This window comes from Pandoraea sp. CB10b_02 (assembly GCF_002216225.1).
Lineage (GTDB): Bacteria > Pseudomonadota > Gammaproteobacteria > Burkholderiales > Burkholderiaceae > Pandoraea > Pandoraea nosoerga.
Map to the genome: position 1 here is coordinate 73,102 of NZ_NJGW02000012.1, position 24,437 is coordinate 97,538.

Annotated in this window: 21 protein-coding genes and 2 tRNA genes; 8 read left to right on the plus strand and 15 right to left on the minus strand. The window is 66.7% G+C overall.

Annotated elements, in window-relative coordinates:
* Nucleotides 1-192: 192 nt before the first annotated feature.
* Nucleotides 193-960 carry a flagellar brake protein gene (locus tag CDN36_RS14320; RefSeq protein ID WP_150554609.1) on the plus strand — a complete coding sequence of 256 codons (768 nt, stop codon included), beginning with the start codon at nucleotides 193-195 and terminating at the stop codon, nucleotides 958-960.
* Between the two features lie 98 nt (nucleotides 961-1,058).
* Here CDN36_RS14320 and CDN36_RS14325 read toward each other — a convergent pair whose 3' ends face one another.
* The 8 genes from CDN36_RS14325 to CDN36_RS14360 form a co-directional block, all read right to left on the minus strand.
* Nucleotides 1,059-2,240 carry a helix-turn-helix transcriptional regulator gene (locus tag CDN36_RS14325; RefSeq protein ID WP_287497063.1) on the minus strand — a complete coding sequence of 394 codons (1,182 nt, stop codon included), beginning with the start codon at nucleotides 2,238-2,240 and terminating at the stop codon, nucleotides 1,059-1,061.
* 96 nt (nucleotides 2,241-2,336) lie between these two features.
* The gene (locus CDN36_RS14330; RefSeq protein WP_287497064.1) at nucleotides 2,337-3,707 is read right to left on the minus strand and encodes a hemolysin family protein; all 1,371 of its coding nucleotides are present in this window, start codon (nucleotides 3,705-3,707) and stop codon (nucleotides 2,337-2,339) included.
* Nucleotides 3,708-3,904: 197 nt separating this feature from the next.
* Entirely contained in the window at nucleotides 3,905-4,816 is a 912-nt protein-coding gene (locus CDN36_RS14335; RefSeq protein ID WP_287497065.1) for a LysR family transcriptional regulator, read from the minus strand.
* A 63-nt stretch (nucleotides 4,817-4,879) separates the two neighbouring features.
* A complete protein-coding gene (locus CDN36_RS14340) occupies nucleotides 4,880-5,707 on the minus strand; it encodes a dioxygenase family protein (RefSeq protein WP_287497066.1) in 828 nt (275 codons plus the stop codon).
* Nucleotides 5,708-5,825: 118 nt separating this feature from the next.
* Nucleotides 5,826-6,230, minus strand: a complete 405-nt coding sequence (locus CDN36_RS14345) for a DoxX family protein (RefSeq protein ID WP_150554604.1) — start codon at nucleotides 6,228-6,230, stop codon at nucleotides 5,826-5,828.
* A gap of 154 nt (nucleotides 6,231-6,384) precedes the next feature.
* Nucleotides 6,385-7,644 carry a glycolate oxidase subunit GlcF gene (glcF, locus tag CDN36_RS14350; RefSeq protein WP_287497067.1) on the minus strand — a complete coding sequence of 420 codons (1,260 nt, stop codon included), beginning with the start codon at nucleotides 7,642-7,644 and terminating at the stop codon, nucleotides 6,385-6,387.
* Nucleotides 7,645-7,652: 8 nt separating this feature from the next.
* Entirely contained in the window at nucleotides 7,653-8,831 is a 1,179-nt protein-coding gene (gene glcE, locus CDN36_RS14355) for a glycolate oxidase subunit GlcE (protein ID WP_287497068.1), read from the minus strand.
* On the minus strand, nucleotides 8,831-10,447 hold the full coding sequence (locus CDN36_RS14360; protein ID WP_287497069.1) for an FAD-linked oxidase C-terminal domain-containing protein: 1,617 nt from the start codon (nucleotides 10,445-10,447) through the stop codon (nucleotides 8,831-8,833). Before CDN36_RS14360 ends, glcE begins: the two co-directional genes overlap by 1 nt.
* Nucleotides 10,448-10,759: 312 nt before the next feature.
* On the opposite strand from CDN36_RS14360, the gene CDN36_RS14365 reads away from it, so the two are divergent.
* Together CDN36_RS14365 and oxlT are read left to right on the plus strand one after the other, a co-directional pair.
* Complete coding sequence (locus tag CDN36_RS14365; RefSeq protein ID WP_287497070.1) at nucleotides 10,760-11,638, plus strand: FadR/GntR family transcriptional regulator; 879 nt, start codon at nucleotides 10,760-10,762, stop codon at nucleotides 11,636-11,638.
* 1,150 nt (nucleotides 11,639-12,788) lie between these two features.
* Nucleotides 12,789-14,111, plus strand: coding sequence for an oxalate/formate MFS antiporter (gene oxlT / locus CDN36_RS14370; protein ID WP_287497071.1), 1,323 nt, complete (start codon nucleotides 12,789-12,791; stop codon nucleotides 14,109-14,111).
* A gap of 263 nt (nucleotides 14,112-14,374) precedes the next feature.
* Here the strand turns inward: oxlT and CDN36_RS14375 are convergent.
* From CDN36_RS14375 to fdxA, 3 genes are all read right to left on the minus strand, one after another.
* Nucleotides 14,375-14,450, minus strand: a tRNA-Asn gene (locus CDN36_RS14375).
* A gap of 86 nt (nucleotides 14,451-14,536) precedes the next feature.
* Nucleotides 14,537-14,612, minus strand: a tRNA-Asn gene (locus tag CDN36_RS14380).
* 95 nt (nucleotides 14,613-14,707) lie between these two features.
* Entirely contained in the window at nucleotides 14,708-15,031 is a 324-nt protein-coding gene (gene fdxA, locus CDN36_RS14385) for a ferredoxin FdxA (protein ID WP_150554600.1), read from the minus strand.
* A 217-nt stretch (nucleotides 15,032-15,248) separates the two neighbouring features.
* Between fdxA and pncB the strand changes: the two genes are divergently transcribed.
* The 5 genes from pncB to CDN36_RS14410 all read left to right on the plus strand — a co-directional run bounded on the left by pncB (nucleotide 15,249) and on the right by CDN36_RS14410 (nucleotide 21,470).
* A complete protein-coding gene (pncB, locus tag CDN36_RS14390) occupies nucleotides 15,249-16,442 on the plus strand; it encodes a nicotinate phosphoribosyltransferase (RefSeq protein ID WP_150554599.1) in 1,194 nt (397 codons plus the stop codon).
* A 184-nt stretch (nucleotides 16,443-16,626) separates the two neighbouring features.
* On the plus strand, nucleotides 16,627-17,289 hold the full coding sequence (locus CDN36_RS14395; RefSeq protein ID WP_150554598.1) for a LutC/YkgG family protein: 663 nt from the start codon (nucleotides 16,627-16,629) through the stop codon (nucleotides 17,287-17,289).
* Between the two features lie 164 nt (nucleotides 17,290-17,453).
* Nucleotides 17,454-18,920, plus strand: a complete 1,467-nt coding sequence (locus CDN36_RS14400; RefSeq protein WP_287497072.1) for a sodium:proton antiporter — start codon at nucleotides 17,454-17,456, stop codon at nucleotides 18,918-18,920.
* Nucleotides 18,921-18,961: 41 nt separating this feature from the next.
* Complete coding sequence (locus CDN36_RS14405) at nucleotides 18,962-19,951, plus strand: 2-hydroxyacid dehydrogenase (protein ID WP_287497073.1); 990 nt, start codon at nucleotides 18,962-18,964, stop codon at nucleotides 19,949-19,951.
* A 70-nt stretch (nucleotides 19,952-20,021) separates the two neighbouring features.
* On the plus strand, nucleotides 20,022-21,470 hold the full coding sequence (locus CDN36_RS14410; protein WP_287497099.1) for a DNA recombination protein RmuC: 1,449 nt from the start codon (nucleotides 20,022-20,024) through the stop codon (nucleotides 21,468-21,470).
* A 22-nt stretch (nucleotides 21,471-21,492) separates the two neighbouring features.
* Here the strand turns inward: CDN36_RS14410 and CDN36_RS14415 are convergent, their stop codons facing one another.
* From CDN36_RS14415 to mobA, 4 genes are all read right to left on the minus strand, one after another.
* Nucleotides 21,493-21,987: a GNAT family N-acetyltransferase gene (locus CDN36_RS14415; RefSeq protein ID WP_287497074.1), complete on the minus strand. Its 495-nt coding sequence runs from the start codon at nucleotides 21,985-21,987 to the stop codon at nucleotides 21,493-21,495.
* A 31-nt stretch (nucleotides 21,988-22,018) separates the two neighbouring features.
* Nucleotides 22,019-22,303: a hypothetical protein gene (locus CDN36_RS14420; protein WP_150554594.1), complete on the minus strand. Its 285-nt coding sequence runs from the start codon at nucleotides 22,301-22,303 to the stop codon at nucleotides 22,019-22,021.
* A gap of 93 nt (nucleotides 22,304-22,396) precedes the next feature.
* Nucleotides 22,397-23,680 carry a molybdopterin molybdotransferase MoeA gene (gene moeA / locus CDN36_RS14425; RefSeq protein ID WP_287497075.1) on the minus strand — a complete coding sequence of 428 codons (1,284 nt, stop codon included), beginning with the start codon at nucleotides 23,678-23,680 and terminating at the stop codon, nucleotides 22,397-22,399.
* 86 nt (nucleotides 23,681-23,766) lie between these two features.
* Complete coding sequence (gene mobA / locus CDN36_RS14430; protein WP_287497076.1) at nucleotides 23,767-24,399, minus strand: molybdenum cofactor guanylyltransferase MobA; 633 nt, start codon at nucleotides 24,397-24,399, stop codon at nucleotides 23,767-23,769.
* Nucleotides 24,400-24,437: the final 38 nt, after the last annotated feature.

Below are 24,437 nucleotides of genomic sequence, written 5' to 3' on the forward strand. Positions count from 1 at the left end.
GGGCACTCAATATTTCCGGCCGGCGACCGTTAACGTTCATGATCCGGTGTGCAACGGTGATCGAGCGTCGGCGGGCGCGCACTCGCGCCGCGATGTGGCGATGGCAACACCGCGCGTGCATCGCGAAGGCTTTATTGCGTACGGATCGTGCGACCAGGCGCGGCCGTCACGGGGACAAATAGAAGATCAGGTATGGAAACGACAGAACCGCAGGTGACACCGGCACCGTCGGACGAAGAGTCTCAACTGCACGACTCGTATCGCATCAGCAACCCGCTGGAAATCGGCGGGGTGCTGCGTCATCTGGCCACCCGCGGCGACTTCATGACCGTGTACTTCGCGAACGGGCAGCGTCAGCTCGTGACCCGTTTGCTCAAGGTCGACCCGCAGGCGCGCGGTTTCTATTTCGATTGGGGCGGCGTGGAGACGGAAAACCGTGCGCTGCTGGCCAACAAGCGCGCGCTGTTCGTCGGCGTGCCGGAAGGCATTCAGGTGCATTTTCCGATCGGCGACGTGCAAGAGCGTGAGTTCGAAGGCTATCCTGCGTTCTATTCGTCGTATCCGGAAACGCTCGTGCGCTTGCAGCGCCGCGATTATTTCCGGGTGAAGACACCGATCCTCGACCCGTACCAGTGCACGGTCAAATTCCCGGACGAGACGCCGATGCGCCTGTCGGTGTTCGACTTGTCGCTGGGCGGCGTGGGCTTGCGCACGAAGGCCGCGGCCGCCGCCGAGATCCCGAAGGGCTCCATGCTCATGCACGCCGAGATCGAGCTGCGCGACTACGGCACCGTCCAGGTCGACCTGGAAGTCTGTGCGGTGCGCACCGTGCCGCTCGCGAAGGATGTGGAATACCACGTCGGGTGCCGTTTCATCGCGCTCACGCGCATGGCGGAGTCGCGCCTGCAGAAGCTCATCACCCAGCTCGAACTCAACCGCAAGGCGTTCGCGCGCGCCTGAGCGCCCACGAATCGGCAAGCAAAGGCGACCCTCGGGTCGCCTTTTTTGTTCCGGCGCGCTTCGTGGGGCAGCGGACGGGACGCCGACGCCGGTGGTGCTCAACGTGGCGAGTGCATGCGCAGTGCGGGAATCGCCTGCAGCAGCCGCAGCAGGTCGGCTTGCCGGCGGCAACCGGTCTTGTCGAAGATATGGCGCAACTGCGTGCGCGCCGTGTTGATGGCGACGTTGGCGTCCTGCGCGTATTGCGTGAGCTCGCGTCCTTCGGCCAGCGCCTGGGCGAGCCGCGCTTCGGCGGGGGAGAGCCCGAACAGCACCTTGAGCGTGAACGGTCCGAGCGTCACACGCCGGTCCAGGTCGCCGAGCGTGAGCATGACCATTGGCCGCTCCCAGGGTGCGGCGCACAGGTGCGACTCGCGCAGCGGCAGCGCCGTGATCACCCAGTGCCGCTGGCTGTCGCCGTGCAGACGATGGCTGCCGGCCACCGGCATGCGCGCGGCCGCGTTCCCGATCAGACGCTTCAACGCGTGCTCGTCGCCCGGTAGCACGGCCGTGAATTTTCCGCCGCGAATGCCGACGTTGCGCATGGCCGCGAGCCGTTCGTGCGCCGCGGCGTTCAGGTAGTGCACGTGCGCGCTCTCGTCGGTGATGACGACCGCCGTGTCGAGATGGTCGAGCACCGCCAGGCCGGTCGCCGCCTGCGCGCGCAGACGCCGCGCGCCCGCACGCAGCCTGGCGGCCCGCGCGAGATGCTTCGTGAGAACCTCGAGTTCGGGAACGTGCCCGGCTTCCTCGAAAGGCGGCTGATCGGGGCTGCGCAGGATTGCCAGCAACTCGCTCGTGCCGTCTGCCCCATCGAGATGCAGACCATACGTGTAGCGCACGCCGTGAGGAATCAGGAAGTCGTTGTACAGCTCGCTGCGCGCCACGTAGCGCTCGCTCAGATGATGGTGGCAGCGCAGGGCGTGACCCATTGGCAGTCGCAGCATGAGGGCGACGCGCGGGTCGGTTGGTGCGAGCTTTTCGACGAACTCGCGAACGATGGCGGGTGACGCGTCCAGGGAATGGGAGTCGCGCGTGGCGCGGTGGCGGGCGCGGTCCCACGTGACCGAGTGGAACCCCATGCCGCCCGCCCAGCGGTTGAACTCGCGCAGCGCCCGTTCCCAGCACGCCTCGTCGAGCACGCCGTCGTAGCACACGCCAATCAGTGCATCGAGTGACAACTTCCCCGTGTCGCCCACCATCGCCTCCCGTGGCTCTGTTGCGACGGACTGTCGTGCCATGCCCCTCGGCTCGTCAGGCGCCTCGTGCCTGATATGCGCCGCCTCTCACGGGCGTGTTGCGCATAGTGCGTATTTTGGCAAGCGAAACGGCCGGAATCAATCGTCTGCTCGGTCCGCTCGTTGTTGCACCGCCACATGGGCCGCCTTCGACTGCATGTCACGGGTTTCACGCACGCTCTCGGGATAGACGCGCACGAGCACGATCCGTGGGCCCTGCATCTTCTTGACGACGACCGAGAAGCCCTCGAAGTCGACCTTCTGACCTTCGCGCGGGAGATAGCCGAGGGCGTTCATGATCAGGCCCCCGACGGATTCTGCGTGTTCGCTCGGAATGTCGAGGCCCAGTGCACGCTCGAGCGTGAGGATCGGCAGGCTGCCGCGTCCGATGAGCGTGCCGTCTTCCATGCGGGTCCAGTCGTCCTCGGTCTGCCGGAACTCGTCGCGGATCTTGCCGACCAGCGCCGAGAGCAGGTTGTCCAGCGTGAGAAAGCCGATAGGCTTCTGGTCCGGCCATCCGACGATGGCAAAGTGCGGCGCGCCGCGGCGGAAGCGGCTGAACAGCTCGCGTGCCGGCATGTCGGGCTTCACGCGCTCGACCGGGCGCGCCATGCTACCGAGGTCTTCGATGGATTGCCCGTGATGCTCGGCCAGGAACAGGTCCTTGAGGTGGACGACGCCGAGCACCGTTTCGCCGTCGTGGTCGAGGAACGGGTAGCGGCTGTAACGGTGGCGATAGGCCGTGTCCATGTTCTGCGCGAACGTGGCGCCGCGGCGAAACGGGGCCACCTCGCTCATCGGGCGCATCAGGTCGGAGACCGTGAGGTCGCTGAAGTCGATGGCGTAGGCCACCACGTTCCAGTCGTCGCGCGAGAGCTTTTCGCTGGTGGCGCCGCGACGCAGGATGAGCTTGATTTCGTCGGCCGAATAGTGGGCGTCGGCGCCGTGCGAAGGATCGAGCCCAGTCCAGCGCAACAGCCGGTTGGCGCTATGGTTGAGGATCCAGATGGCTGGGTACATCAGCCAGTAAAAGCCGTAGAGCGGCGCGGCGGTCCATACCGAGATGGCCTCCGGCATGCGCAGCGCCATCGACTTGGGCGCGAGCTCGCCCACGACGATGTGCAGGTACGAGATCGTGAAGAACGCGATGAAGAACGCGAGTGCGTGAATCAGCTCGGCGGAACTCACGCCGGCCAGTTCGAAGAGCGGCGTGAGAATGCGCGCGAAGGCCGGTTCGCCGATCCAGCCCAGTCCCAGCGAGGCGAGCGTGATGCCGAGCTGGCAGGCCGACAGGTAGGTGTCGAGCTGGCCGTGGACCTTGGCCAGAATACGACCGCGCCAACCGCGTTGGCGGGCAATGACATGAACGCGCGTCTGGCGCAGTTTGACGAGACCGAATTCCGCCGCCACGAAAAAGCCATTGAGCAACACCAGCGCAATCGCGGCGACGATCAGTAAGAAGTTTTCCAAAATATGTGAAATGGGACAGCAGGCTCGTCAGTATAAGGGACATTCGCCTCACGCCATAAATACGCCGTGAATGCTCCGTGACGTTAGGGTGTGTTGGGCGCCGTTTGCGGCTATTCGCGTGCGGTTCGACGCGCGTTTTGACGCGGATGCGGGCAAGCCAGGCTGCCCGCACGGCGGCGCCAGTGGCGTCAGTGGTGTCAGCGCCGCTCGGGCGTGCGCCATTGCGGGGCGGCGAACGCTTCCACGAGGAAATCGATGAGCGCTCGCACTTTTGCGCTGAGGTATTTGCGGGTGGGATAGACGACGAAGATCCCGGTCTCGCCCTGCGTGTATTGCGGCAGGAATTCGACGAGCCGGCCGTCGCGCAGGGCGTCCTGCACGAGAAACGCCGGCTGCAGGATGACGCCCGCGCCGGCCAGGGCGGCTGCCAGACACGTATCGCCGTTATCGGCGATGAGCCGCGCCCGGGTGCGCACGGAAACAGGTCCGTCGGGGCCATCGAAGCGCCATTCCCGCCGGTGCGAAAAGTAGCTGTAGCCGATGGTGTCGTGGTGTGCGAGCTCGCTCGGATGCCGCGGCGTGCCGTGCCGTGCGAGGTACTCGGGGGACGCGCATAGCACCATGCGCGTGCCCGCGAGCCGGCGATGCACGAGCGAGGAGTCGGGCAGACGCGTGATGCGGATCGCGAGGTCGTAGCCTTCGTCGACGATGTCCACGAGGCGGTCGCTCAGCGTGATGTCGAGCGAGACCTGAGGGTGGCGGCCCAGAAACGTGGGCCAGAGCGGCGCCAGATGCAGCACGCCGAACGTATGCGGCGCATTGACGCGCAGCGGGCCGGCCGGCTGCCCGTCCTGCTCGCCGGCCATCGCATCGGCCTCGTCCAGCTCGGCAAGGATCTGACGGCAGCGCTCGACATAACGCTGTCCCGGTTCGGTGAGCGACAGGCGTCGCGTGGTGCGCTGGAGCAGGCGCGTGCCCAGACGCGCCTCGAGATCGGCGACATAGCGAGAGATGGCGGTCTTCGAAATGCCGAGCGAGCTCGCGGCCTTGACGAAACTGCCCGACTCGACCACGGCGATGAAGCACTCGATCTCGCGAAGTTTGTTCATGCCGGGGCGAGGCTCCTCAGGAATACACGGGGGATGGCCGGCGCGCGCCGGCCGCTGCAGGCGTCATTGTGCCAGCGCCTCGACCTCGACGAGCGACGGGGCGGCGCTGCCGAACGCGAAGGCGTCCATGCGCAGCGCGCCATAAGTCGCGCCCGTGTCGAAGTGCGTCTGCCGGGCGGGGTCATCCGAGGCGCCCAGCGCCATGTACAGCGGCAGCAGATGCTCGTCGGTGGGATGCGCGCGTTCGGCATGCGGCGCGCGCGCGCGGTAGTCGAACAGGGCCTCGAGATCCATCGCCGCGAGATGCTCGGTGAACCACGCCGCGAACTCCGCCAGATACGGGGCTTCTTCACGATCTTCCGCCGGCGCGCGGAAGACTTCCTGAAGGTTGTGCGTGAAGCTGCCCGACGCGACGATCAGCACGCCCTCCTGCGCGAGCGAGGCGAGCTGCCGGCCGACGCGATAGTGGTATTCCGGCCGCATATGGCGCTGCAGCGACAACTGCGTGACCGGCACGTCCGCATCGGGATACAGGTAGCGCAGCGGCACCCACGCGCCGTGATCGAGTCCCCATTGGTCGTCGACGCTGGCGGCAAGGCCGGCGTCGCGCAGCAATTGCACCGTGCGCCCGGCAAGCGCCGGGGCCCCCGCGGCCGGATATTGCAGCGTATAGAGTTCGCGCGGGAAACCGCCGAAGTCGTGAATGGTGCGCTGCTGCGCCAGATTGCCCACGCGCGGCGTCGGCGTCGACCAGTGCGGGGAGACGACGAGAATCTCCCGCGGCCGCGGCACCGCACGCCCCAGCGCCGTCAGCAGTGGGCCGGTACGGCCAGGTTCCAGGGCGAGCAGCGGCGAGCCGTGAGAGACGAAGAGAGTCGGCAGGGCGGACATGGCAGTTTCTCCGGCGGCTGTCCTTCAGCCGCATCAGGTCGCATGAAGGGGGTGCCGGGCCGTCAGTGAGCACCGGGTACCAGGAATTTGCGCGCCGTATCGGCGAAGATGGGGCGCGTCAGGCCGTGCGCGCTCGGCGAATCGACCAGGCGCCGTCGCCGAGCAGTGCGACGACCAGCAGCGCCACCAGCCAGAACGCCGGGAATTCCCAGCCGCCGCCCTTGTTCGCGAACATCCAGCCATTATGGCCATGCACGCTGACGATGGTGCCGAGCATCAGCACCGCAAGCGGCAGCGCGGCAAAGCGTGCATAGAAACCGGTGATCAGCATCAGGCCGCCGACGAATTCGACGGCCATGGTGACATAGGCGAGGAACGGCGGCATGCCGAGCGAGCTGAAGAACGCCACGAAACCCGGTACGGTGAAGACGAACACCTTCAGCGACAGGTGGGCAAGAAAGAGGATGCCGAGCGACACGCGCAGCAGCAGCGCGGCGTAGGGGGCGGTTTTGGTATCGATCATGACGGGCTCCGGCAAGGGAATCAGGGTGAGGTTCGTCTGCGCCGCGGCGCGGCGTGGTGACTTACCGACGATTCTAGGGAGCGCTATCGTCCAGATAAACGGGCGGACCCGGGATTGATTGTCCCGAGATCCGGGACAATCAATGCAGTGTCGCTCAGTTGGCGGCCGGCGTGGCGATCAGCCGGTCGAGCAGCTCGATCCAGTGCTGGACCGGTGCGTGATCGCGCGCATGCTCGCCCTTGGTCGTGGCCTGCAAATGACAGATGCAGCCGACGTTGGCGGAGACCACCAGTTCAGGCTCGAGCGCGTCGAGCGATTTCCATTTGGCGTCGCGCAACTGGTGCGACAGCTCGGGCTGGGTGATCGAATACGTGCCGGCCGAGCCGCAGCAGATGTGGCTGTCCTGAGGCAGCATGACATTCACACCGACCGACGCCAGCACCTTTTCCACGACGCCCTTGAGCTGCTGACCATGCTGCAGCGTGCATGGCGGGTGATACGCGATCTTGCCCGTCTTGCGAGCCGGTACGCGCCGCTGGAGCGCTTCGAGGTTGTCGAGCAGCACTTCGGCGAGGTCGCGCGCCAGCTCCGACACGCGCTGCGCCTTGCCAGCGTATTGCGGATCGTGCCGCAGCAGATGACCGTATTCCTTGATCGTCGCGCCGCAGCCCGATGCATTGATCACGATGGCCTGCGCGCCGGCCTCGATTTCCGGCCACCAGGCGTCAATGTTGCGGCGAGCGTCGTCCAGGCCGTCGTCGTGATAGTTCAGGTGCAGGCGGATGGCGCCGCAGCAGCCCGCGGACGCGGGGCGAACCAGTTCGATGCCCAGCGCATCGAGCACGCGGGCGGTCGCCTTGTTGACGTTGGGCAGCATGGCCGGCTGCACGCAGCCCTCGAGCATGAGCATGCGGCGCGTGTGCCTCGCGTGCGGCCAAGCCCCCGAGCGCTGGCGATGCGGCACCTTCTCGCGCAGCGCGCGCGGCAGGACCGAGCGAAACTGCTGCCCCAGACGCAGCGCCGGCGTGAACAAGGCGCGGTTGGGCAGCACGCGGGCAAGCGTCCAGCGCAGCGCGCGCTCGCCGGCGGGTCGGCCGACCTTGGCGTCGACGTGGCGGCGACCGATCTCCGCGAGGCGTCCGTACTGCACGCCGGACGGGCACGTCGATTCGCAACTGCGGCAAGTCAGGCAGCGATCGAGGTGACGCTGCGTCTCGCGCGTGACGCTCTGGCCTTCCACCATTTGCTTGATGAGATAGATGCGCCCGCGCGGGCCGTCGAGCTCGTCGCCCAGCAACTGGTAGGTGGGGCACGTGGCGGTGCAGAAGCCGCAATGCACGCATTTGCGAAGGATGGCTTCGGCTTCGTCGCCGTCCGGCGTCTGGCGGAGAAATTCTGCGAGGTTCGTTTGCATCGTCGAATTTAGCGGTACAGCCGATGGCGGTTGAAGATGCGGCTCGGGTCGAAAGCCTGCTGCAGGCGTTCGCCGATAGCGTGCAGTGCGGCCGGTTGCGAAGTGAAGACGCCGGCTGTCTTGTCGCCATGACGGAACAGCGTAGCATGCCCGCCGGCCGAAGCGGCAATTGCGCGAACTTCGTCGGCCGCGCGGGGGGTGATCCACCAGCGCTGCGCGCCGCCCCATTCGATCAGGTGCGTGTCGCCGTGAGCGAGCGGGGGCGTGGTCGGCGGCACCGACAGGCGCCACAGCGGCTGCCCTTCGCCGGCGAGCGGTGCGGCGGCGAAGAACGGGTGCGTATGCTCGCGCAGCGCCTCCCAATAGGCGTGCGCTTCGAGCGTGCCGACGTGCTCGCCGCCCATGGTCTTGCGCGCGGCCTCGACCGCTGCCGCGGCGCCGCCCAGGCGAACGCTGAGCACACCGTCATGCCAGGCCGAGCCCGTGAGGGGCAGGGGCAGGCCGCCCCAGCGGTTGAGCTGATCGATGGCCTGCGCCTGCGGCATGTCGTAGCGCAGCGTCGCTTCGGCCACGGGGCGCGGCAGCACCTTGATCGAGAGTTCGAGCAGCACCCCGAGCGTGCCGAGCGAGCCGGCCAGCACACGCGAGACGTCGTAGCCGGCCACGTTCTTCATCACCTGTCCGCCGAAATGCAGGATCTGGCCGCGCCCGTTCATCATGACGGCGCCCAGTACGAAGTCGCGCGGCGCGCCCACGTGCGGGCGGCGCGGGCCGGCAAGTCCTGCGGCAATGCATCCGCCCAGCGTGGCGCCGGGACCGAAATGCGGCGGCTCGAACGGCAGAATTTGGCCCCGTTCGGCCAGTGCCGCTTCGATTTGCGCGAGCGGGGTGCCGGCGCGTGCCGTGATGACGAGCTCCGCCGGATCGTAAGAGACGATGCCGCGATAGGCGCGCACGTCGAGCGGATCGCCCACGGGCGCCTGCCCGTACCAGCGCTTGGTGCCGCCGCCCTGGATGTCGAGCGGCATGCCGCTGGCCGTGGCCGCGAGCACGCGCTCGCGAATCTGCGCGAGCGTCGCTTGAGCCGCCTCGGCCACCTGGGCCGCCTCGGCCGCCTCGGCCGCCTGGGCGCCAGCGTCTACGTTGGCATTGGCGCCGGACGGCGCGGTGTGCATGACTTGCGACATCAGAACCTCGGCAGATCGGGATGAGGCAACAGACCGCCGCGCACGTGCATCTTGCCGTACTCGGCGCAGCGCGCGCGCGTCGGAATCGCCTTGTCGGCGTTGAGCAGGCCGGCAGGATCGAACGCGCGCTTCACGCCGAAGAACGCGTCGCGCTCCTCGGGAGAGAACTGCACGCACATCGAGTTGATCTTCTCGATGCCCACGCCGTGCTCGCCCGTGACGGTGCCGCCAAGCTCGACGCAGGCCTCCAGGATGTCGCTGCCGAACGCTTCGGCGCGGTGCCATTCATCGAGGTCGTTGCCGTTGAAGAGAATGAGCGGATGCATGTTGCCGTCGCCCGCGTGAAAGACGTTGATGCAGCGCAGGCCGTACTGCGCTTCCATGGCTTCGATGCGCTTGAGCAGCGTGCCGATCGTGCGGCGCGGAATGGTGCCGTCCATGCAGTAGTAGTCCGGCGAGATGCGTCCGGCGGCCGGAAACGCGTTCTTGCGACCCGACCAGAAACGCAGCCGTTCGGCTTCGGACGCGGACACCTGAATGCGCGTCGCCCCCGAGGCGCGCAACACCGCCGAGACGCGCGCGATTTCCTCGGCCACCTCTTCCGCGGTGCCGTCAGATTCGCACAGCAGGATGGCCGCCGCATCGAGGTCGTAGCCGGCGTGCACGAATTCTTCGACGGCTTGCGTGGCGGGCTTGTCCATCATCTCCAGTCCGGCAGGGATAATGCCGGCGGCGATGATCGCGGCCACGGCGTTGCCGCCGGCTTCCACGTCGTCGAAGCTCGCCATGATGACTTGCTGCACCTGCGGCTTGGGCACGAGCTTCACGGTGATCTCCGTGACGACGCAGAACATCCCCTCGCTGCCGATGAATACGGAGAGCAGGTCGAGGCCGGGCGCGTCGAGGGCGTGCGAGCCGAATTCCACGATGTCGCCGTCCATCGTCACGGCGCGTACGCGCAATACGTTGTGTACGGTGAGACCGTATTTCAGGCAGTGCACGCCGCCGGAGTTCTCCGACACGTTGCCGCCGATGGTGCACGCGATCTGCGAGGATGGGTCCGGTGCGTAATACAGGCCGTAAGGCGCGGCGGCTTCGGACACGGCGAGATTGCGCACGCCGGGCTGCACGGTGGCCGTGCGCGCATACGCGTCGACTTCGAGGATGCGCTTGAACTTCGCGAGCGAGAGCACGATGCCGTCGGTGATCGGCATGGCACCGCCCGACAGGCCGGTGCCCGCGCCTCGCGGGACCACCGGCACGTTATGTTCGCGGCAGGCGCGCAAGATGCGGCAGACCTGATCCTCGTCGGACGGCAGTACCACGGCCAGCGGCAGCTTGCGGTACGCCGCCAGTCCGTCGCACTCGTAGGGCGTGATCTGCTCACGGTCCGTGAGCCACTGCGCGTCCGGCGCGGCCCGCCGCAAGGCAGCGAGGCGGGCGGCGCGCGTGGTCTCGTCGACGCTCTCGAACACCGGCTCGAGCAGGGGTTCGTCGGCGTGGACGGGGCTTCTCGCCGCTCCCGCCGTGACGGTGGTCAGGCCCGCATCCGGCGCGAGGTGCGGGCGCGGCGTGCGAGCGGAGGACGAACCAGGAAGCGGGGCGTTCGATGCCATCGGGCTTGCTCTCGGACGGAGGTTGACGTGTAATGAAGACTAACTGGTCTGCTGGTAGACTGGTCGACCAGTCTACCAGTTATCGAATGACGCCATCGTAAAGGGAATGATCCGATTCCGACTACCGGGTTAACCCTTAATTTCGGAGCGATGCGCCCGCGACAGGGCGAGCGCCGGGCGTGCTCCCTGCGCCCCGGCGCCGGCCGCATCCTGTATCGTGACGTCTATCTTTTTCGTGACGTCCGTCCTTTTTCGTCGAGAACCCAAGCCGACATGCCGTCCAACGAGTCGTCCAAGCCTATGTCACCGCCCATGTCATCGACCCTGCCATCGTCCGCTTCCTCCGCTTCCTCCGCTTCGTCCGCTTCATCGGCCTCGGCCTGCGCTGCGTCCGTCCCCACCGGCGACTCCCCCGGCGCCGCCGCCGGCTTCGCGCCGGTTACGCCCCCGCCGCGGCTGCGCCTGTCCGACATGGTCTACGAGCAACTGGAGACGATGGTCGTGGAGGGCCGGCTCGCGCCGGGCTCGGCGCTGCCGTCCGAGCGCGATCTGGCGCAGCAGATGGGCGTGTCGCGACCCTCGTTGCGCGAGGCCCTGTTACGGCTGGAATCGCGCGGGCTGATCGTCGGCCGCGCCGGCGGCGGGTATCTGGTCGCCAACGCGAGCCAGCCGCTGCTGGCCGAGCCGCTCTCGCAACTGATGTCGCGGCACAGCAAGACGGTCGACGACGTCCTGGAAATGCGCGAGGTCCTCGAAGCGAAGGCGGTGGAACTGGCGGCCGAGCGTGCAACGCCAGAGGACGTGACGCGTCTGGCGCAGGCGCTCGAAGCGCTCGAGACGGCCTACGCGGCCGGTCGCGACGGTCTGGACGGCGAGGGCGCTGCTCGCGGGCAGTCGCTGCTCACGCGCGTGCCGGAACTCGACGCGCACTTTCACCTGGCGCTGGCCGAGGCGACGCACAACCTCGTGCTGGTGCATCTGATGCACGCCATCTTCGAATTGCTGCGCGGCTCGGTGGTGGACAACTATCGCGCCATCGTCGGCCACGGCGCCGATCTGGCCGAGCTCATCGATCAGCATCGCCGCATCTTCAACGCCGTGGCCTCGCACGACACCGCGAGCGCACAGCGCGCGCTGCGCGAGCATCTGGCCTTCATCCGCAACAACTCGGGCGACGTCGGCCCGGCGTAAGGCGCGGGCGGTGTCGCCATCGCCGTCGCCATCGCCGTCGCCATCGCCGTCGCCCTTTCTCCTCCTCCTCCCTTCCACCCCCGTCCCCCGTTTTTTCCTTCCTCCGCGGGATCCACCTGCTTTCGTCCGCACGGGCGGCGCGTCCTTGCGGCGGCTCACCCCAGAGTCCCGGGGCCCGCACCCCAATCCGAGCCCGCCGCCACGCCTGTCTCGAGGTCCCCGAAACGTCATCGTTTTCCCTGACGCTGCACCGCGCGAGGTCACCTCGCATGCGACATGCCTCGCCAGCCTGTCGATCTCCAACCGTCCGCAACGGCCCGTGGTGCCTGGGTCCGGGGGTTATCGAGCGCTTACCTTCCGGCGATGACAATCCTCGCTGCCGGGCACCGATCGCCATGAGGGGGCAGGGCGCTCTCGGGTTGACAGCCATCCGGCCATCGACTAATTTTGGAACCATAAAAATACTTAATTCGATATATTGAATCTTGTATATCAGATTCAAGGTGGCACGAAGGCATGGCCGGGCGCCTGAGAATTTGGGCGACGGGCATCGTGCCGCACTCATCGGAGACGCAAGTTGGGTAAGTCCATATTTCTTTTCGGGCAGTCTTCGTGCGATGTTTTCCTCGCACCGGCTGTCCAGTCGCATCCGCCGCCGTTGTCACCGGCATTGGCCGGGGCGCTGCGGCGAGCCTCATCTACCTGCCGCCAGCCGCGGGCAGGCGATCCGGCGATCACGCGTCCGCGAGGCGCGCCCGCCTGAGTGACGGGACAGGGCTCGCGAGGTCGTCGCCGATGGCGCGGCACCGCAGACCGGTCCGCACTCGAATTCGTTTTTCCAGTCACCCTTCGGCAGCCGGCAACTTGCCGGCGCGGGCGTAACGCCTGCGTCGCCGCGCCGAAGCGGGGGCCGGAAGTGTCCTTTGGCGCTTCCGAGAGTCAGCCAGCCGGGGCCCGAGCCCCGCGAGCGCGCCGCCAGGCGACGCTCCGCGATCAAGCGGCCGAGCATGAGCCGCATGCAATGCCAGGAGGCGTGCCGTACTGCGCAGATCCCCATGCCGGGGCGCGCGTCGGGACGCGATGACGGCGAGCACCGCAAACATCAAGCGCGGGCCGTCGCCAATCGTCTGACAGGAATAGGAGGCAAGTCATGCAAGCAGCCGCACAACCGGAGGAGAAAACCTCTTTTCTGGGAGGGCGCTGGTCACAACTGGTGATCGGCATCATCTGTATGGGCCTGGTGGCCAATCTGCAGTATTCGTGGACGTTGTTCGTCGAGCCGATGCAGGCGAAGCACCAATGGGGCATCGCGGCCATTCAGGTGGCGTTCTCGATCTTCATCGTGGTGGAAACGTGGCTCGTGCCGATCGAGGGCTGGCTCGTCGATCGCTTCGGTCCGCGCCCGGTCGTGGCGGGCGGTGCGGTGTGCGTCGCCCTGTCGTGGATCATGTACTCATACGCCGAGACGCTCGCCGTGCTGTACACGGCGGCGGTCATCGCCGGTATCGGCGCGGGCTGCGTCTACGGCACGTGCGTGGGCAATGCGCTCAAGTGGTTTCCGGACAAGCGCGGTCTGGCGGCTGGCCTCACGGCAGCGGGCTTCGGCGCCGGCGCGGCCATCACGGTCATTCCGATCGCCAACATGATCCGTTCGTCGGGCTACGAAGCGGCGTTCTTCAACTTCGGCATTGTGCAGGGCGTGGCGATCTTCCTGCTCGCGCTGATGCTGGTCAAGCCGCGTGTGCCCAAGGGCGTGACCGTCTCGCGCCGCAACCTGGCAACGAAGGTCGACTACACCTCGGGCCAGATGATTCGCACGCCGGTGTTCTGGGTCATCTACGCCTGTTTCGTGGCGGTGGCCGCCGGCGGTCTGATGGCCACGGCGCAAATCGGCCCGATCGCGAAGGACTACGGCATTGCATCGATGCCCATGACGCTCTTCGGCGCCACGCTGCCGCTGCTTACGATGACGCTGTCGATCGACAACCTGTGCAACGGCTTTACGCGCCCGCTGTGCGGTTTCGTGTCGGACAAGATCGGCCGTGAGAACGCCATGTTCATCATCTTCCTCGGGGAAGGCGTGGCCATGCTGGGGTTGATGCACTTTGGTCAGAACCCGTACATGTTCGTGTTCTTCGCGGCGATGACGTTCCTGTGCTGGGGCGAGATCTTCTCGATCTTCCCGGCGCTGTGCGCGGACACGTTCGGCAGCAAGAACGCGGCGTCGAACGCCGGCACGCTGTACACCGCCAAGGGCACGGCAGCGCTGCTGGTGCCGCTCGCGTCGGTGCTGGCCGTGGGCGGTCACTGGGACCGCGTGTTTATTGCCGCCGCCGTGATCAGCATTACGGCCGCCGTGGCAGCGAAGTTCCTGCTCGCGCCGATGCGTCGTCGCTGGATCGAGAACCAGAACCGCCCGGAAACGTCGACGAGCGCTTCGTCCGTGGCGATCGGGGCGCCCGCGGGGGAGTAACGCCGGTGTAAGACACCGGAACCGAGGCAGGAAAAGACGCGGGGTGTCGGAGACGGCGCCCCGTTTTTTCATGGCGACGGGGCGTCAGTGGCGCGAGTTGGTATCGTGGATTGGCGCCGGGAGTTGGTGTCGCGGGTCAGGGTCGCGCGCCGGCGTCGTGCGGTAGTGTCGCGACGTTGGCGAGTGAAGCCGCGAGAGTGTGAACGGACGGTCATGCCGCAAAAACAAAAAAGCCTCGCCGATTGGCGAGGCTTCTTGCGTTTTGGCTCCTCGACCTGGGCTCGAACCAGGGACCTACGGATTAACAGTCCGGCGCTCTACCGACTGAGCTATCGAGGATCAAACCTGCGTGCCGTGCGCTGCCGTTGCAACACATCGACTAAAACAAAGGCCCCGCGTGGGCGAGGCCGTCGCTTCGGTATTCTTGGCTCCCCGACCTGGGCTCGAACCAGGGACCTACGGATTAACAGTCCGGCGCTCTACCGACTGAGCTATCGGGGATCAAAAGAGAAAGCGATTATAGAGGCGGCTTTCGCTCACTGTCAACACTCGGCGCGCATTTTTTCTGCACCCCGAGCGCGATTACCGCTCGCGGCTCATCGCTCGAGCAGATGCAGCTTGTCCGTCACGTCCTTCCACTGGTCGGCATCGGGCAGGGCCGGCTTCGTCTTGGTGATGCTCGGCCAGTTCGGCGAGAGCTCGGCATTGAGCGCGATGAATTCCTGCTGGTCGCCCGGCACGTCCTCTTCGGCATAAATGGCATTCACCGGGCACTCGGCCACGCACACGGCGCAATCGATGCACTCGTCCGGGTCGATCGCGAGGAAGTTCGGACCCTCGCGGAAGCAGTCCACGGGGCAAACGTCCACACAGTCGGTGAATTTACATTTGATGCAGCTTTCGGTGACAACGTGGGTCATGCCAACAACTCCAGAGTAGGGCGAAACGGCTTCGAGCGGCCGTTAAAACGCGTATTGTAACGCAGCCGGCCGCCGCCGGTGAGGGAGCCGGCGCGTCCCGAACCCGCCGCGGCGCGCCGCTTCGCGTGCGGCGCGCGGGCCTCGCGCCCTCATGTCCCGCGCCGCTTTGCGGTACCATCGGACATCGCTGTAAGCGCCCCGCGCGGGGCTCGCCGTCATGATCATTACGTCGCTGCTCGATACCGATCTCTACAAGTTCACGATGATGCAGGTGGTGCTGCATCATTTTCCCGCCGCTCAGGTCGAGTACCGCTTCAAGTGCCGCACCGAAGGGGTCGATCTCACGCCTTACGTCGACGAGATTCGCGACGAAATCCGCCTGCTGTGCGGATTGCGCTTCACGGAATCGGAGCTGCGCTATCTCGGCGCGATGCGCTTCATCAAGAGCGACTTCATCGACTTTCTCGACCTGTTCCATCTGAACGAGAAGTACATCACCGTGCAGCCGTCGCCCAAGGGCAACGGCGAGATCGACATCACGATCCAGGGGCCGTGGCTGCACACGATCCTGTTCGAGATCCCGGTGCTGGCCATCGTCAACGAGGTCTACTTCCGCAATACGCAGCGAACGCCGGCTTACGAGGAAGGGCGTCAGCGCCTGAAGGACAAGATCTGCATGCTCGCCGAGCCGGCCGACTATCGCGACTGCAAGATCGCCGACTACGGCACGCGGCGCCGCTTCTCGAAGGAGTGGCACGAAGAGGTGATTCTCACGCTGCGCGACGAACTCGGCGAACAGTTCGCCGGCACGAGCAACGTGTACTACGCGGCGAAGCTCGGCCTCACGCCGCTGGGCACGATGGCGCACGAGTATCTGCAAGCCTGTCAGGCGCTCGGTCCGCGGCTGCGCGACTCGCAGATCTTCGGCTTCGAGACGTGGGCGAAGGAGTATCGCGGCGACCTGGGCATCGCGCTGTCGGACGTGTACGGCATGTCCGCGTTCCTTCGCGACTTCGACATGTATTTCTGCAAGCTCTTCGATGGCGCGCGCCACGACTCCGGCGACCCGTTCGCCTGGGGAGAACGGCTGCTCGAGCACTATGCGCAGAACCGCGTCGACGCGCACACCAAGACCATGATCTTCTCGGACGGCCTGGACATTCCGAAGGTACTCCAGTTGTTCGAGCGCTTTCGCGATCGCTGCCGACTGGCTTTCGGCGTGGGGACCAATCTCACCAACGACCTGGGCTACCAGCCGCTGCAGATCGTCATCAAGATGGTGCGGTGCAATGGTCAGCCGGTGGCCAAGCTTTCGGATTCGCCCGGCAAGAACATGTGCGACGACGACGCCTATCTCGCCTATCTGCGCCAGGTCTTCGAGATCGCCCCGCAGCCGGCGGCGGACCACTGACGCGTTGTCCGAGCGCGACACCGGAGCATTCCGATAGTGTGCGACGGCCGCGCCCCGCGCGAGGGGCTGCCGCTATAATTGCCCATCACCCGCCGGAGCCGCTCCGGCGGCTTCGTGAGACGAACCCGACACAGCGAGACGCCGCCGCCTCAGACCGGCGCGTCGGCTTCACAGGACGCAGCCCATGGACACCTCCGACGCCCGCAACCGCATCTTCGCCCGCATCCGTCACGCGCAGCATCGCCCCGAGGCCGCGCGCGCGAACGAGGTGGCGGCGGCCGAGGACTATCTGGCGCGGCATCCGCAGGGCCCGCGCCCGGCAATGCCGGCGGACCTGATCGCTACGTTCATCGGCAAGGCGCAAGCGCTGTCGAGCACGATCGCGCGCGTGCCGGCGATGAGCGACGTGCCGGCCGCGGCGGTAACGTACCTGCAGGCCAACGGGCTCGACATGCGGGCCGTCGCCTGGCCGACGCTGCGGGAACTCGACTGGGCCGGCGCGGGCTGCCAAGTCGAATTCCGCAAGCCGCATGGCGAGGATCTCGTCGGTATTACGGGCTGCTTCTGCGCGATTGCCGAGACCGGCGCGCTGATGATGATGTCGGGGCCGCAGACTTTTGCCTCGGCCACGCTGCTGCCCGAAACCCACATCGCCGTCGTGCCGGCATCGCGCATCGTCGCAGGCCATGAGGATGGATTCGCGCTCATGCGAAGCGAACGCGGCCAGCTCTCGCGCGCGACCAACTTCATCGCCGGACCGTCGCGCACCGCCGATATCGAGCAGACGCTGGTGCTGGGCGCGCACGGGCCGTATCGCGTCCACGTGATCATCGTCGACGGGGCCTGAGCGCGTCGGGGTGGGGCAACGGTTCCGGCGTTGTGCCATGGGGGCGTCTTTCGCATGATGCCGATGTGACTTGGGAAATATCCCAAGGTCGGCGCGTTGGGGGCACTCTCGCGAGGGCGGTGACTCGTAAGGAGTCGACCATCCATCAACAGGAACAAGACACGATGCACAAGGGGATTTTCGGGGCGCTGGCCGCGGCAGGGCTGCTATCGGTCAGCCCGGCAGCGTTCGCTGCCGGACCGGACGGCGCTCAGCTCGTCGCCTGGTGGGGCGTGCCGTTCGCCGGGTTGCTGCTTTCGATTGCGCTCGGGCCGCTGCTCGCGCCGGCATTCTGGCACCATCATTTCGGCAAGATCGCGGCGTTCTGGGCGGCGGCGTTTCTGCTGCCGTTCGCGCTCGTATTCGGCGCGGGCGCGGCGTGGCACGGGGCGGTGCATGCCGTCGTGGCCGAATACATTCCGTTCGTCGTCCTGCTTACCGCGCTGTTCACCACGGCCGGGGGCATTTGCGTGCACGGCAACCTGCGCGGGGGGGCGTGGCTCAACACGGGGTTGCTTGCGCTGGGCACGGTGCTCGCGAGCATCATGGGGACGACCGGCGCCGCGATGCTGTTGATTCGTCCGCTGATCCGCGCGAACGACAACCGCAGGCACAACGTGCATGTCGTCGTGTTCTTCATCTTCCTCGTGGCGAATGCGGGCGGCTCGCTCACGCCGCTGGGCGACCCGCCGCTGTTCCTCGGCTTCCTGCAGGGCGTCGACTTCTTCTGGACGACACTTCACATCTGGCCGGAGACGCTGTTCATCTGCGCCGTGCTGCTGGTGCTGTTCTTCCTCATCGACAGCTACTACTTCCGTCAGAAGACCGAATGCCAGGCCGACGAACTGGACCCGACGCCCGATTCGGCGTCCGGTTCGGCGTCCGATAGGGCGTCCGAGACGACGACCGAGACGGCGCCCGTGCGGCTGGAAGGCAAGCGCAATTTCGTGCTGCTCGCCGCGGCAGTGGGCCTGGTACTGATGAGCGGCGTCTGGAAGCCCGACGCGGCGTTCGACGTCTTCGGAACGCCGGTGGCGCTGCAGAACATCGTGCGCGATGCCGGACTCGTCGTGATCACGCTGATTTCGCTGGCGATCACGCCGCGCACCGCACGCGAGGGCAACGGCTTCAACTGGGAGCCGATGAAGGAAGTCGCCAAGCTGTTCGCCGGCATTTTCCTGACGATCATTCCCGTGGTCGCGATCCTGCGTGCCGGCGAAGCGGGCGCGCTCGGCTGGGTGATTCGCCTCGTCACGGGGCCGGACGGTGCGCCCGACAACGTCATGTACTTCTGGGCCACCGGCCTGCTCTCGTCGTTCCTCGACAACGCGCCGACGTACCTGGTGTTCTTCAATACGGCCGGCGGCGACGCGGCGACGCTGATGACGACCGGTGCGGCCACGCTGGCGGCGATTTCGGCGGGTGCGGTGTTCATGGGCGCCAACACGTACATCGGCAACGCGCCGAACTTCATGGTCAAAGCCATTGCGGAGCAGCGCGGCATTCGCATGCCGAGCTTCTTTGGTTATATGCTGTGGTCGGGCGCGATTCTGCTGCCGCTGTTCGTCCTGACGACCCTGATATTCTTCTGAGCCGCGACTTTGCCACGCGGCCGACCTCTGCGAGACAACTGGTGAAACCGAAGATCCTGGTAGCCCGAGCGATTTTTCCCGACGTGATCGAGCGTCTGGCGCAGTATTTCGACGTCGAGCGCAACGACGCCGATACGGTGTATTCGAGCGATGAGCTGCGCGCCCGTCTGGCCGACAAGGTCGGCGCCATCACCACGACAAGCGAGCGCATCGACGCATCGGTGCTGGCCGGCGCGCCGCATCTGCGCGTGGTTGCGAACATGGCGGTGGGCTACAACAACTTCGACATCGCGGCGATGACCGCGGCCGGCGTCATGGCGACGAACACGCCCGACGTACTCAACGAGACGACGGCCGACTTCGGCTGGGCGCTGCTGATGGCCACCGCGCGTCGCGTCACCGAGTCGGAGCGCTGGCTGCGCGAGGGGCATTGGGACAAGTGGGCCTACGACATGTTTCTCGGCGCCGACGTGCATGGCAGCACGCTCGGGATCATCGGCATGGGGCGCATCGGGCAGGCCATCGCGCGCCGTGCGCAGGGCTTCAACATGCGGGTGGTGTATCACAACCGCTCGCGTCTTGACGCCGGCACTGAAGCGGCGTGCAACGCGAGCTACGTCGACAAGGAAACGCTGCTGCGCACCGCTGATCACGTGATCCTCGTGCTGCCATATTCGGCCGCGACGCATCACACGATCGGTGCCGCGCAACTGGCCATGATGAAACCGACGGCCACGCTCGTGAACCTCGCACGCGGCGGCATCGTGGACGACGCCGCGCTGGCCCAGGCGCTCGCCGACAAGCGGATTGCCGCGGCAGGTCTCGACGTGTTCGAGGGCGAGCCCAAGGTTCACCCCGGTCTGCTCGAAGTGAAGAACGTGGTGCTCACGCCGCATATCGCGAGCGCTTCCGCGGCCACGCGTCGCGGCATGGCAAGCCTCGCGGCGGACAACCTCATTGCGGCGCTGGGCTTCGGCGCCGCCGCCGGCAAGCCGCCGTGCCTGCTCAATCCCGAGGTGCGCAAGTCATGACTATGCGCGCCTGCACGGGCGGAAAGCGTGGAAGGCAAGTCAGGGAATCGAAGGGAGTCGCAACGCGATGATGGAGATGGTGCTGGTGGCGCTGGCGGCGCTGAATCTGTTGGTCATGATCGCGATTGCGGTGAGGGTGTGGCAGCGCGGTGAAGACGCTGTTCTCGTCGGCGCGCTCGCCAGCCTGCGCGACGACCTGCTGCGTTCGGTCGAGCGCACGGAGCGTGGCCTGCGTCAGGAGTTCGCGGATACCGCCCGGGCGGGGCGCGGCGAGCAGAGCGCGCAGATGGCGCAGTTTCAGCAGACGCTGGCCGCGCAGATGACGAGCGTGGCCACGGTGCAGAACAACCAGATCGATGGCTTCGCGCAGCAACTTGCCAAGCTCACCGAGACCAACGCCGCACAACTCGACGCCGTGCGTCAGAGTCTGGTGCTCAATGGTCAGCAGATGCGTGAAGAGCAGGCGTCGACGCTGCGCCGTTTCGGTGAAGCGCAGCACCAGCAGCTCACGCAACTGGCGGAGGGCAATGAGCGTCGCCTGGCCGAAGTGCGCGCCACACTGGAGCACAAACTCAAGGACATCGAGGTCAATAACGCGGCGAAGCTCGAGGAGATGCGCCGCACCGTCGACGAGAAGCTGCACGCCACGCTCGAGCAGCGGCTCGGCGAGTCGTTCAAGCTCGTGTCCGACCGGCTCGAGCAGGTGCATCGCGGCCTTGGCGAGATGCAGACGCTGGCGGCCGGCGTCGGCGACCTCAAGCGTGTGCTGACGAATGTGAAGACGCGCGGCATCTGGGGCGAAGTGCAGTTACAGGCGCTGCTCGAACAACTGCTGACGCCGGAGCAGTTCGCGAAGAACGTGGCGACCCGGCCGGGCAGCGCCGAGCGCGTGGAGTTTGCCATCGCGCTGCCGGGGCAGAGCGGCGACAGCGCCACGCCGGTCTGGCTGCCGATCGACGCGAAGTTCCCTCGCGAAGATTACGAGCGCTTGATCGATGCGCAGGAGCGCGCCGATCCGGTGGCGGTGGAAGAGGCGTCGAAGGCGCTGGAGACGCGCATTCGTCTCGAGGCCAAGACCATCGCGGAAAAGTACCTGGCACCACCGCACACCACCGACTTCGCCTTGTTGTTCCTGCCGACGGAAGGTCTCTATGCGGAGGTGTTGCGCCGACCGGGACTCTCCGACCTGCTTCAGCGAGAGTACCGCGTGACGGTGGCCGGACCGACTACGCTGACGGCATTGCTCAACAGTCTGCAGATGGGGTTTCGCACGCTGGCCATCGAACGCCGCTCGAGCGAAGTGTGGCAGGTGCTCGGCGCGGTAAAGACCGAATTCACCAAGTTCGGCGACGTGCTGGCCAAGACCAAGTCACAACTCGAGACGGTGGCGCGCTCGATCGACAAGGCGGAGGTGCGCACGCGCGCGATGGCGCGCCAGCTCAAGGCGGTGGAGGCGTTGCCCGGCGAGCAGGCGATCGAACTGCTCGGCGTCGATCTGGACCCCGACGACGGAGCCTGAGCGGCTGGCACGCCGCCTCGGATCAGCGCGGGGCGCTGCCACTCCCGGCGAATCGCTGGAGCGCATCGCCGGCCATGCGCACGACGCGCCAGTCCGGCAGCACCGTCGCGCCTTGCGACGTATAGAAATCGATCGCCGGCTGGTTCCAGTCGAGCACCGTCCATTCGAACCGTCCACAACCGCGCTCCACCGCAATGCCGGCGAGCTTGCGCATGAGCGCCTGCCCCACGCCCTTGCCCCGCATCGACGGCTGCACGTAGACGTCTTCCAGATACAGCCCACGGCGTGCGAGGAAGGTCGAGAAGTTGTGGAAGTACACGGCGTAGCCGACGGCCTGGCCATCCCATTCGGCCAGCAGGCATTCGGCAGCGGGTTTGTCGCCGAACAGCGCCTCATGCACGCTCGATGGCGTGGCCTCGAAGATATCCAGCAATTTTTCGAAGACGGCCAGCTCTCGCATCAGGCCGTGGATCGCACCGACGTCGTCGGGCGTGGCAACTCGCAGGGTCAGGGACATGGCGGCAAATGGGCTCTCGATCTCGGGCGAATCAGTATTCGTCGTCGGGGACGTCGCTCAGCGCGACTTCGATGCCGCCGAATCGCTCGGCCACCCAGTTATAGGCGTGACAGGCGATCCAGAGAAGTACGAAGCCCACGATGGCGTTGAGCACCAGCGCGGAAATGAACGCGAGGCCAGGCAACTCCCCGTAGCGGATGAACGCGGCCAGAAAGGCGAGCAGCACCAGCGGAATACTGAAGGTGAGGTAGACCAGTACCAGCGCTTTGGCCGTCTGGCCGGGACTGATGTACGTGATCTGTTTTTTCGTTGTCATTGACGTGTGCTTTCGATGTGTGGGGTGCCGAAGTCGTCGAAGCCCCGACGCCGGCGATTTATTGCTGTTTCGTTGCTTCGCTTGATCGGGAACTCAGACAAGACCGTCGAACACGATGACGTCCACGAGCTCGCCGGCCGCCACGTCAGCGCGGGCGGTGTCGAGCGTGACGAAGCAATTCGCTTCGCTCATCGTGCGCAGGATGCCGGCGCTTTGTGCGTCGGCGACGGTGACCTGCCAGCGGCCTTGCCCGTCTGCGGCGAGAATTGCGCGCAGGAACTCGGTACGGCCCGGGCGCTTGGCAATGGCGGTGGTCGTCGGGACCGGCAGACGCGGCATCGCTTGCGGCTCGGCGCCCATGAGCGCGAAGAGCCCGTCGCGCACCAGATGATAGAACGACGCCATCACGGCCGCCGGATTGCCGGGCAGCCCGAAGAGCAGCGCACGGTGGCCGTCGCACTCGAGCTCGCCGAACGCGAACGGGCGCCCCGGGCGCATGGCCATCTTCCAGAACACCACGTTGCCCAGACGCGTCATCATCTCGCGCGTGAAGTCGGCCTCGCCGACCGACACGCCGCCCGAGGTGATGACCGCATCGGCGTCGCGGCACGCCATGCGCAGCGTGTCTTCAATCGCCTGCGGATCGTCGGCCACGACACCGAGATCGAGCACTTCCACGCCGAGCCGTTGCAGCATGCCGTACAGCGTGTAACGGTTGCTGTCGTAGAGATTGCCCGGGGCGAGCGGCTCGCCCACCGAGCGCAGTTCGTCGCCCGTCGAGAAGAACGCCACGCGAATGCGGCGGCGCACCGGCACTTCGGCGATGCCGAGCGAGGCCAACAGTCCGAGTGCGGCCGGGCGCAACCGCTTGCCCGCGTGCAGCGCCGGATGCCCGGCCGCGAGGTCCTCGCCGATGTGGCGCACGTGGCGCCCCGGCGTGACGGCGCTCGCGGGGAACGTCACGAATTCCGGGCCGTCTGCGCGCCGCACCTGCTCCTGCGGGATCACCGTGTCGCACCCGGCCGGCATCAGCGCGCCCGTCATGATGCGAACGCATTCGCCCGCGGCCGCCACGCCATCGAACGGGCGGCCAGCCAGTGAGCGGCCTGCCACGCGCAGCCGCACGTCGCCGCCGGCGGCCAATGCGCTGCCGGCGAAGGCGTAGCCGTCCATGGCGGCGTTTTCGAAGGCGGGAACGTTCAGTGGGGAAATGACGTCGCGGCCCAGCACGCGACCCAGCGCGTCGCGCACGGCCACGCGCTCGATCGCGGACACCGCACGCGCGGTGCGCGCGATGATCGCGCGCGCCAGTTCGACCGTCATGTGGTTAGGGTCGTAGTCCGGCAAGCCGGCCAGGGCGTCGTCTAGTGTTGTCATCGGTGTGGCGTCGTCATCCGGCAGTACCGGGCGTGAATCCCGTAAAAGCGATGGCGACGGATCAGGCCGCGTCGACGCCTGGGACGTCAGTGGGCGCGCGGCGTGTCGGAATGGAGGTCGTCCAGCGTGTTGACATTGTAAAACGGACGCTCGTCACCGAAGTGAACTTGTAGGGCGTTGTGGCGTGCCAGCCACGCCCGGACGCGACGCTCTCCGCCCGTCAGCGTCGCGGCAAGGTCGTCCGCCAGCGACCGGTGCAGCAAGGCGAAGACCGGATGCGGGCCCTGTGCCGTGGCGGCATAGGCGGCCGCTGCGCAGGGCAGGGGCGCCGCGCTGCCGTCGCGCGCCGACGCACCGAGGGCGGCGGCGAGGCGCTCGCCGAGGTCCTCGGGCAGATAGGGCGAATCGCACGGCACGGTCAGTACGTAATCGGTTCTCGCCGCGCGCAACCCTGCCAGCATGCCTGCCAGCGGCCCGGCGAAGTCCTGTGTCTCGTCCGCGACGACCGGGGCGCCGAAGGCGCCATAGGCATCGCCGTTCCGATTTGCGCTGATGAGCAGTGCGCCGACCTGCGGGCGCAGGCGCGCCACGACATGCGCGACCAACGGCTGGCCGGCAAACGTTTGCAAGCCCTTGTCGCGTCCGCCCATGCGCTGCCCGCGTCCGCCGGCAAGGATCAGACCGGTGATGGCTTCGCGGGGGATGAGGGGGGCGGGCATGGGCGCGTGGGCGATGTCGGGTTCTGCGACGGGTGGCA

What these genes read in the sequence shown, in the direction of transcription:
- CDN36_RS14320 (WP_150554609.1), top strand. Translation starts at nt 193, where the DNA reads ATGGAAACGACAGAACCGCAGGTGACACCGGCACCGTCGGACGAAGAG.
- CDN36_RS14325 (WP_287497063.1), bottom strand. Translation starts at nt 2,240, where the DNA reads ATGGCACGACAGTCCGTCGCAACAGAGCCACGGGAGGCGATGGTGGGC.
- CDN36_RS14335 (WP_287497065.1), bottom strand. Translation starts at nt 4,816, where the DNA reads ATGAACAAACTTCGCGAGATCGAGTGCTTCATCGCCGTGGTCGAGTCG.
- CDN36_RS14340 (WP_287497066.1), bottom strand. Translation starts at nt 5,707, where the DNA reads ATGTCCGCCCTGCCGACTCTCTTCGTCTCTCACGGCTCGCCGCTGCTC.
- CDN36_RS14345 (WP_150554604.1), bottom strand. Translation starts at nt 6,230, where the DNA reads ATGATCGATACCAAAACCGCCCCCTACGCCGCGCTGCTGCTGCGCGTG.
- glcF (WP_287497067.1), bottom strand. Translation starts at nt 7,644, where the DNA reads ATGCAAACGAACCTCGCAGAATTTCTCCGCCAGACGCCGGACGGCGAC.
- glcE (WP_287497068.1), bottom strand. Translation starts at nt 8,831, where the DNA reads ATGTCGCAAGTCATGCACACCGCGCCGTCCGGCGCCAATGCCAACGTA.
- CDN36_RS14360 (WP_287497069.1), bottom strand. Translation starts at nt 10,447, where the DNA reads ATGGCATCGAACGCCCCGCTTCCTGGTTCGTCCTCCGCTCGCACGCCG.
- CDN36_RS14365 (WP_287497070.1), top strand. Translation starts at nt 10,760, where the DNA reads ATGTCATCGACCCTGCCATCGTCCGCTTCCTCCGCTTCCTCCGCTTCG.
- oxlT (WP_287497071.1), top strand. Translation starts at nt 12,789, where the DNA reads ATGCAAGCAGCCGCACAACCGGAGGAGAAAACCTCTTTTCTGGGAGGG.
- fdxA (WP_150554600.1), bottom strand. Translation starts at nt 15,031, where the DNA reads ATGACCCACGTTGTCACCGAAAGCTGCATCAAATGTAAATTCACCGAC.
- pncB (WP_150554599.1), top strand. Translation starts at nt 15,249, where the DNA reads ATGATCATTACGTCGCTGCTCGATACCGATCTCTACAAGTTCACGATG.
- CDN36_RS14395 (WP_150554598.1), top strand. Translation starts at nt 16,627, where the DNA reads ATGGACACCTCCGACGCCCGCAACCGCATCTTCGCCCGCATCCGTCAC.
- CDN36_RS14400 (WP_287497072.1), top strand. Translation starts at nt 17,454, where the DNA reads ATGCACAAGGGGATTTTCGGGGCGCTGGCCGCGGCAGGGCTGCTATCG.
- CDN36_RS14410 (WP_287497099.1), top strand. Translation starts at nt 20,022, where the DNA reads ATGGAGATGGTGCTGGTGGCGCTGGCGGCGCTGAATCTGTTGGTCATG.
- CDN36_RS14415 (WP_287497074.1), bottom strand. Translation starts at nt 21,987, where the DNA reads ATGTCCCTGACCCTGCGAGTTGCCACGCCCGACGACGTCGGTGCGATC.
- CDN36_RS14420 (WP_150554594.1), bottom strand. Translation starts at nt 22,303, where the DNA reads ATGACAACGAAAAAACAGATCACGTACATCAGTCCCGGCCAGACGGCC.
- moeA (WP_287497075.1), bottom strand. Translation starts at nt 23,680, where the DNA reads ATGACAACACTAGACGACGCCCTGGCCGGCTTGCCGGACTACGACCCT.
- mobA (WP_287497076.1), bottom strand. Translation starts at nt 24,399, where the DNA reads ATGCCCGCCCCCCTCATCCCCCGCGAAGCCATCACCGGTCTGATCCTT.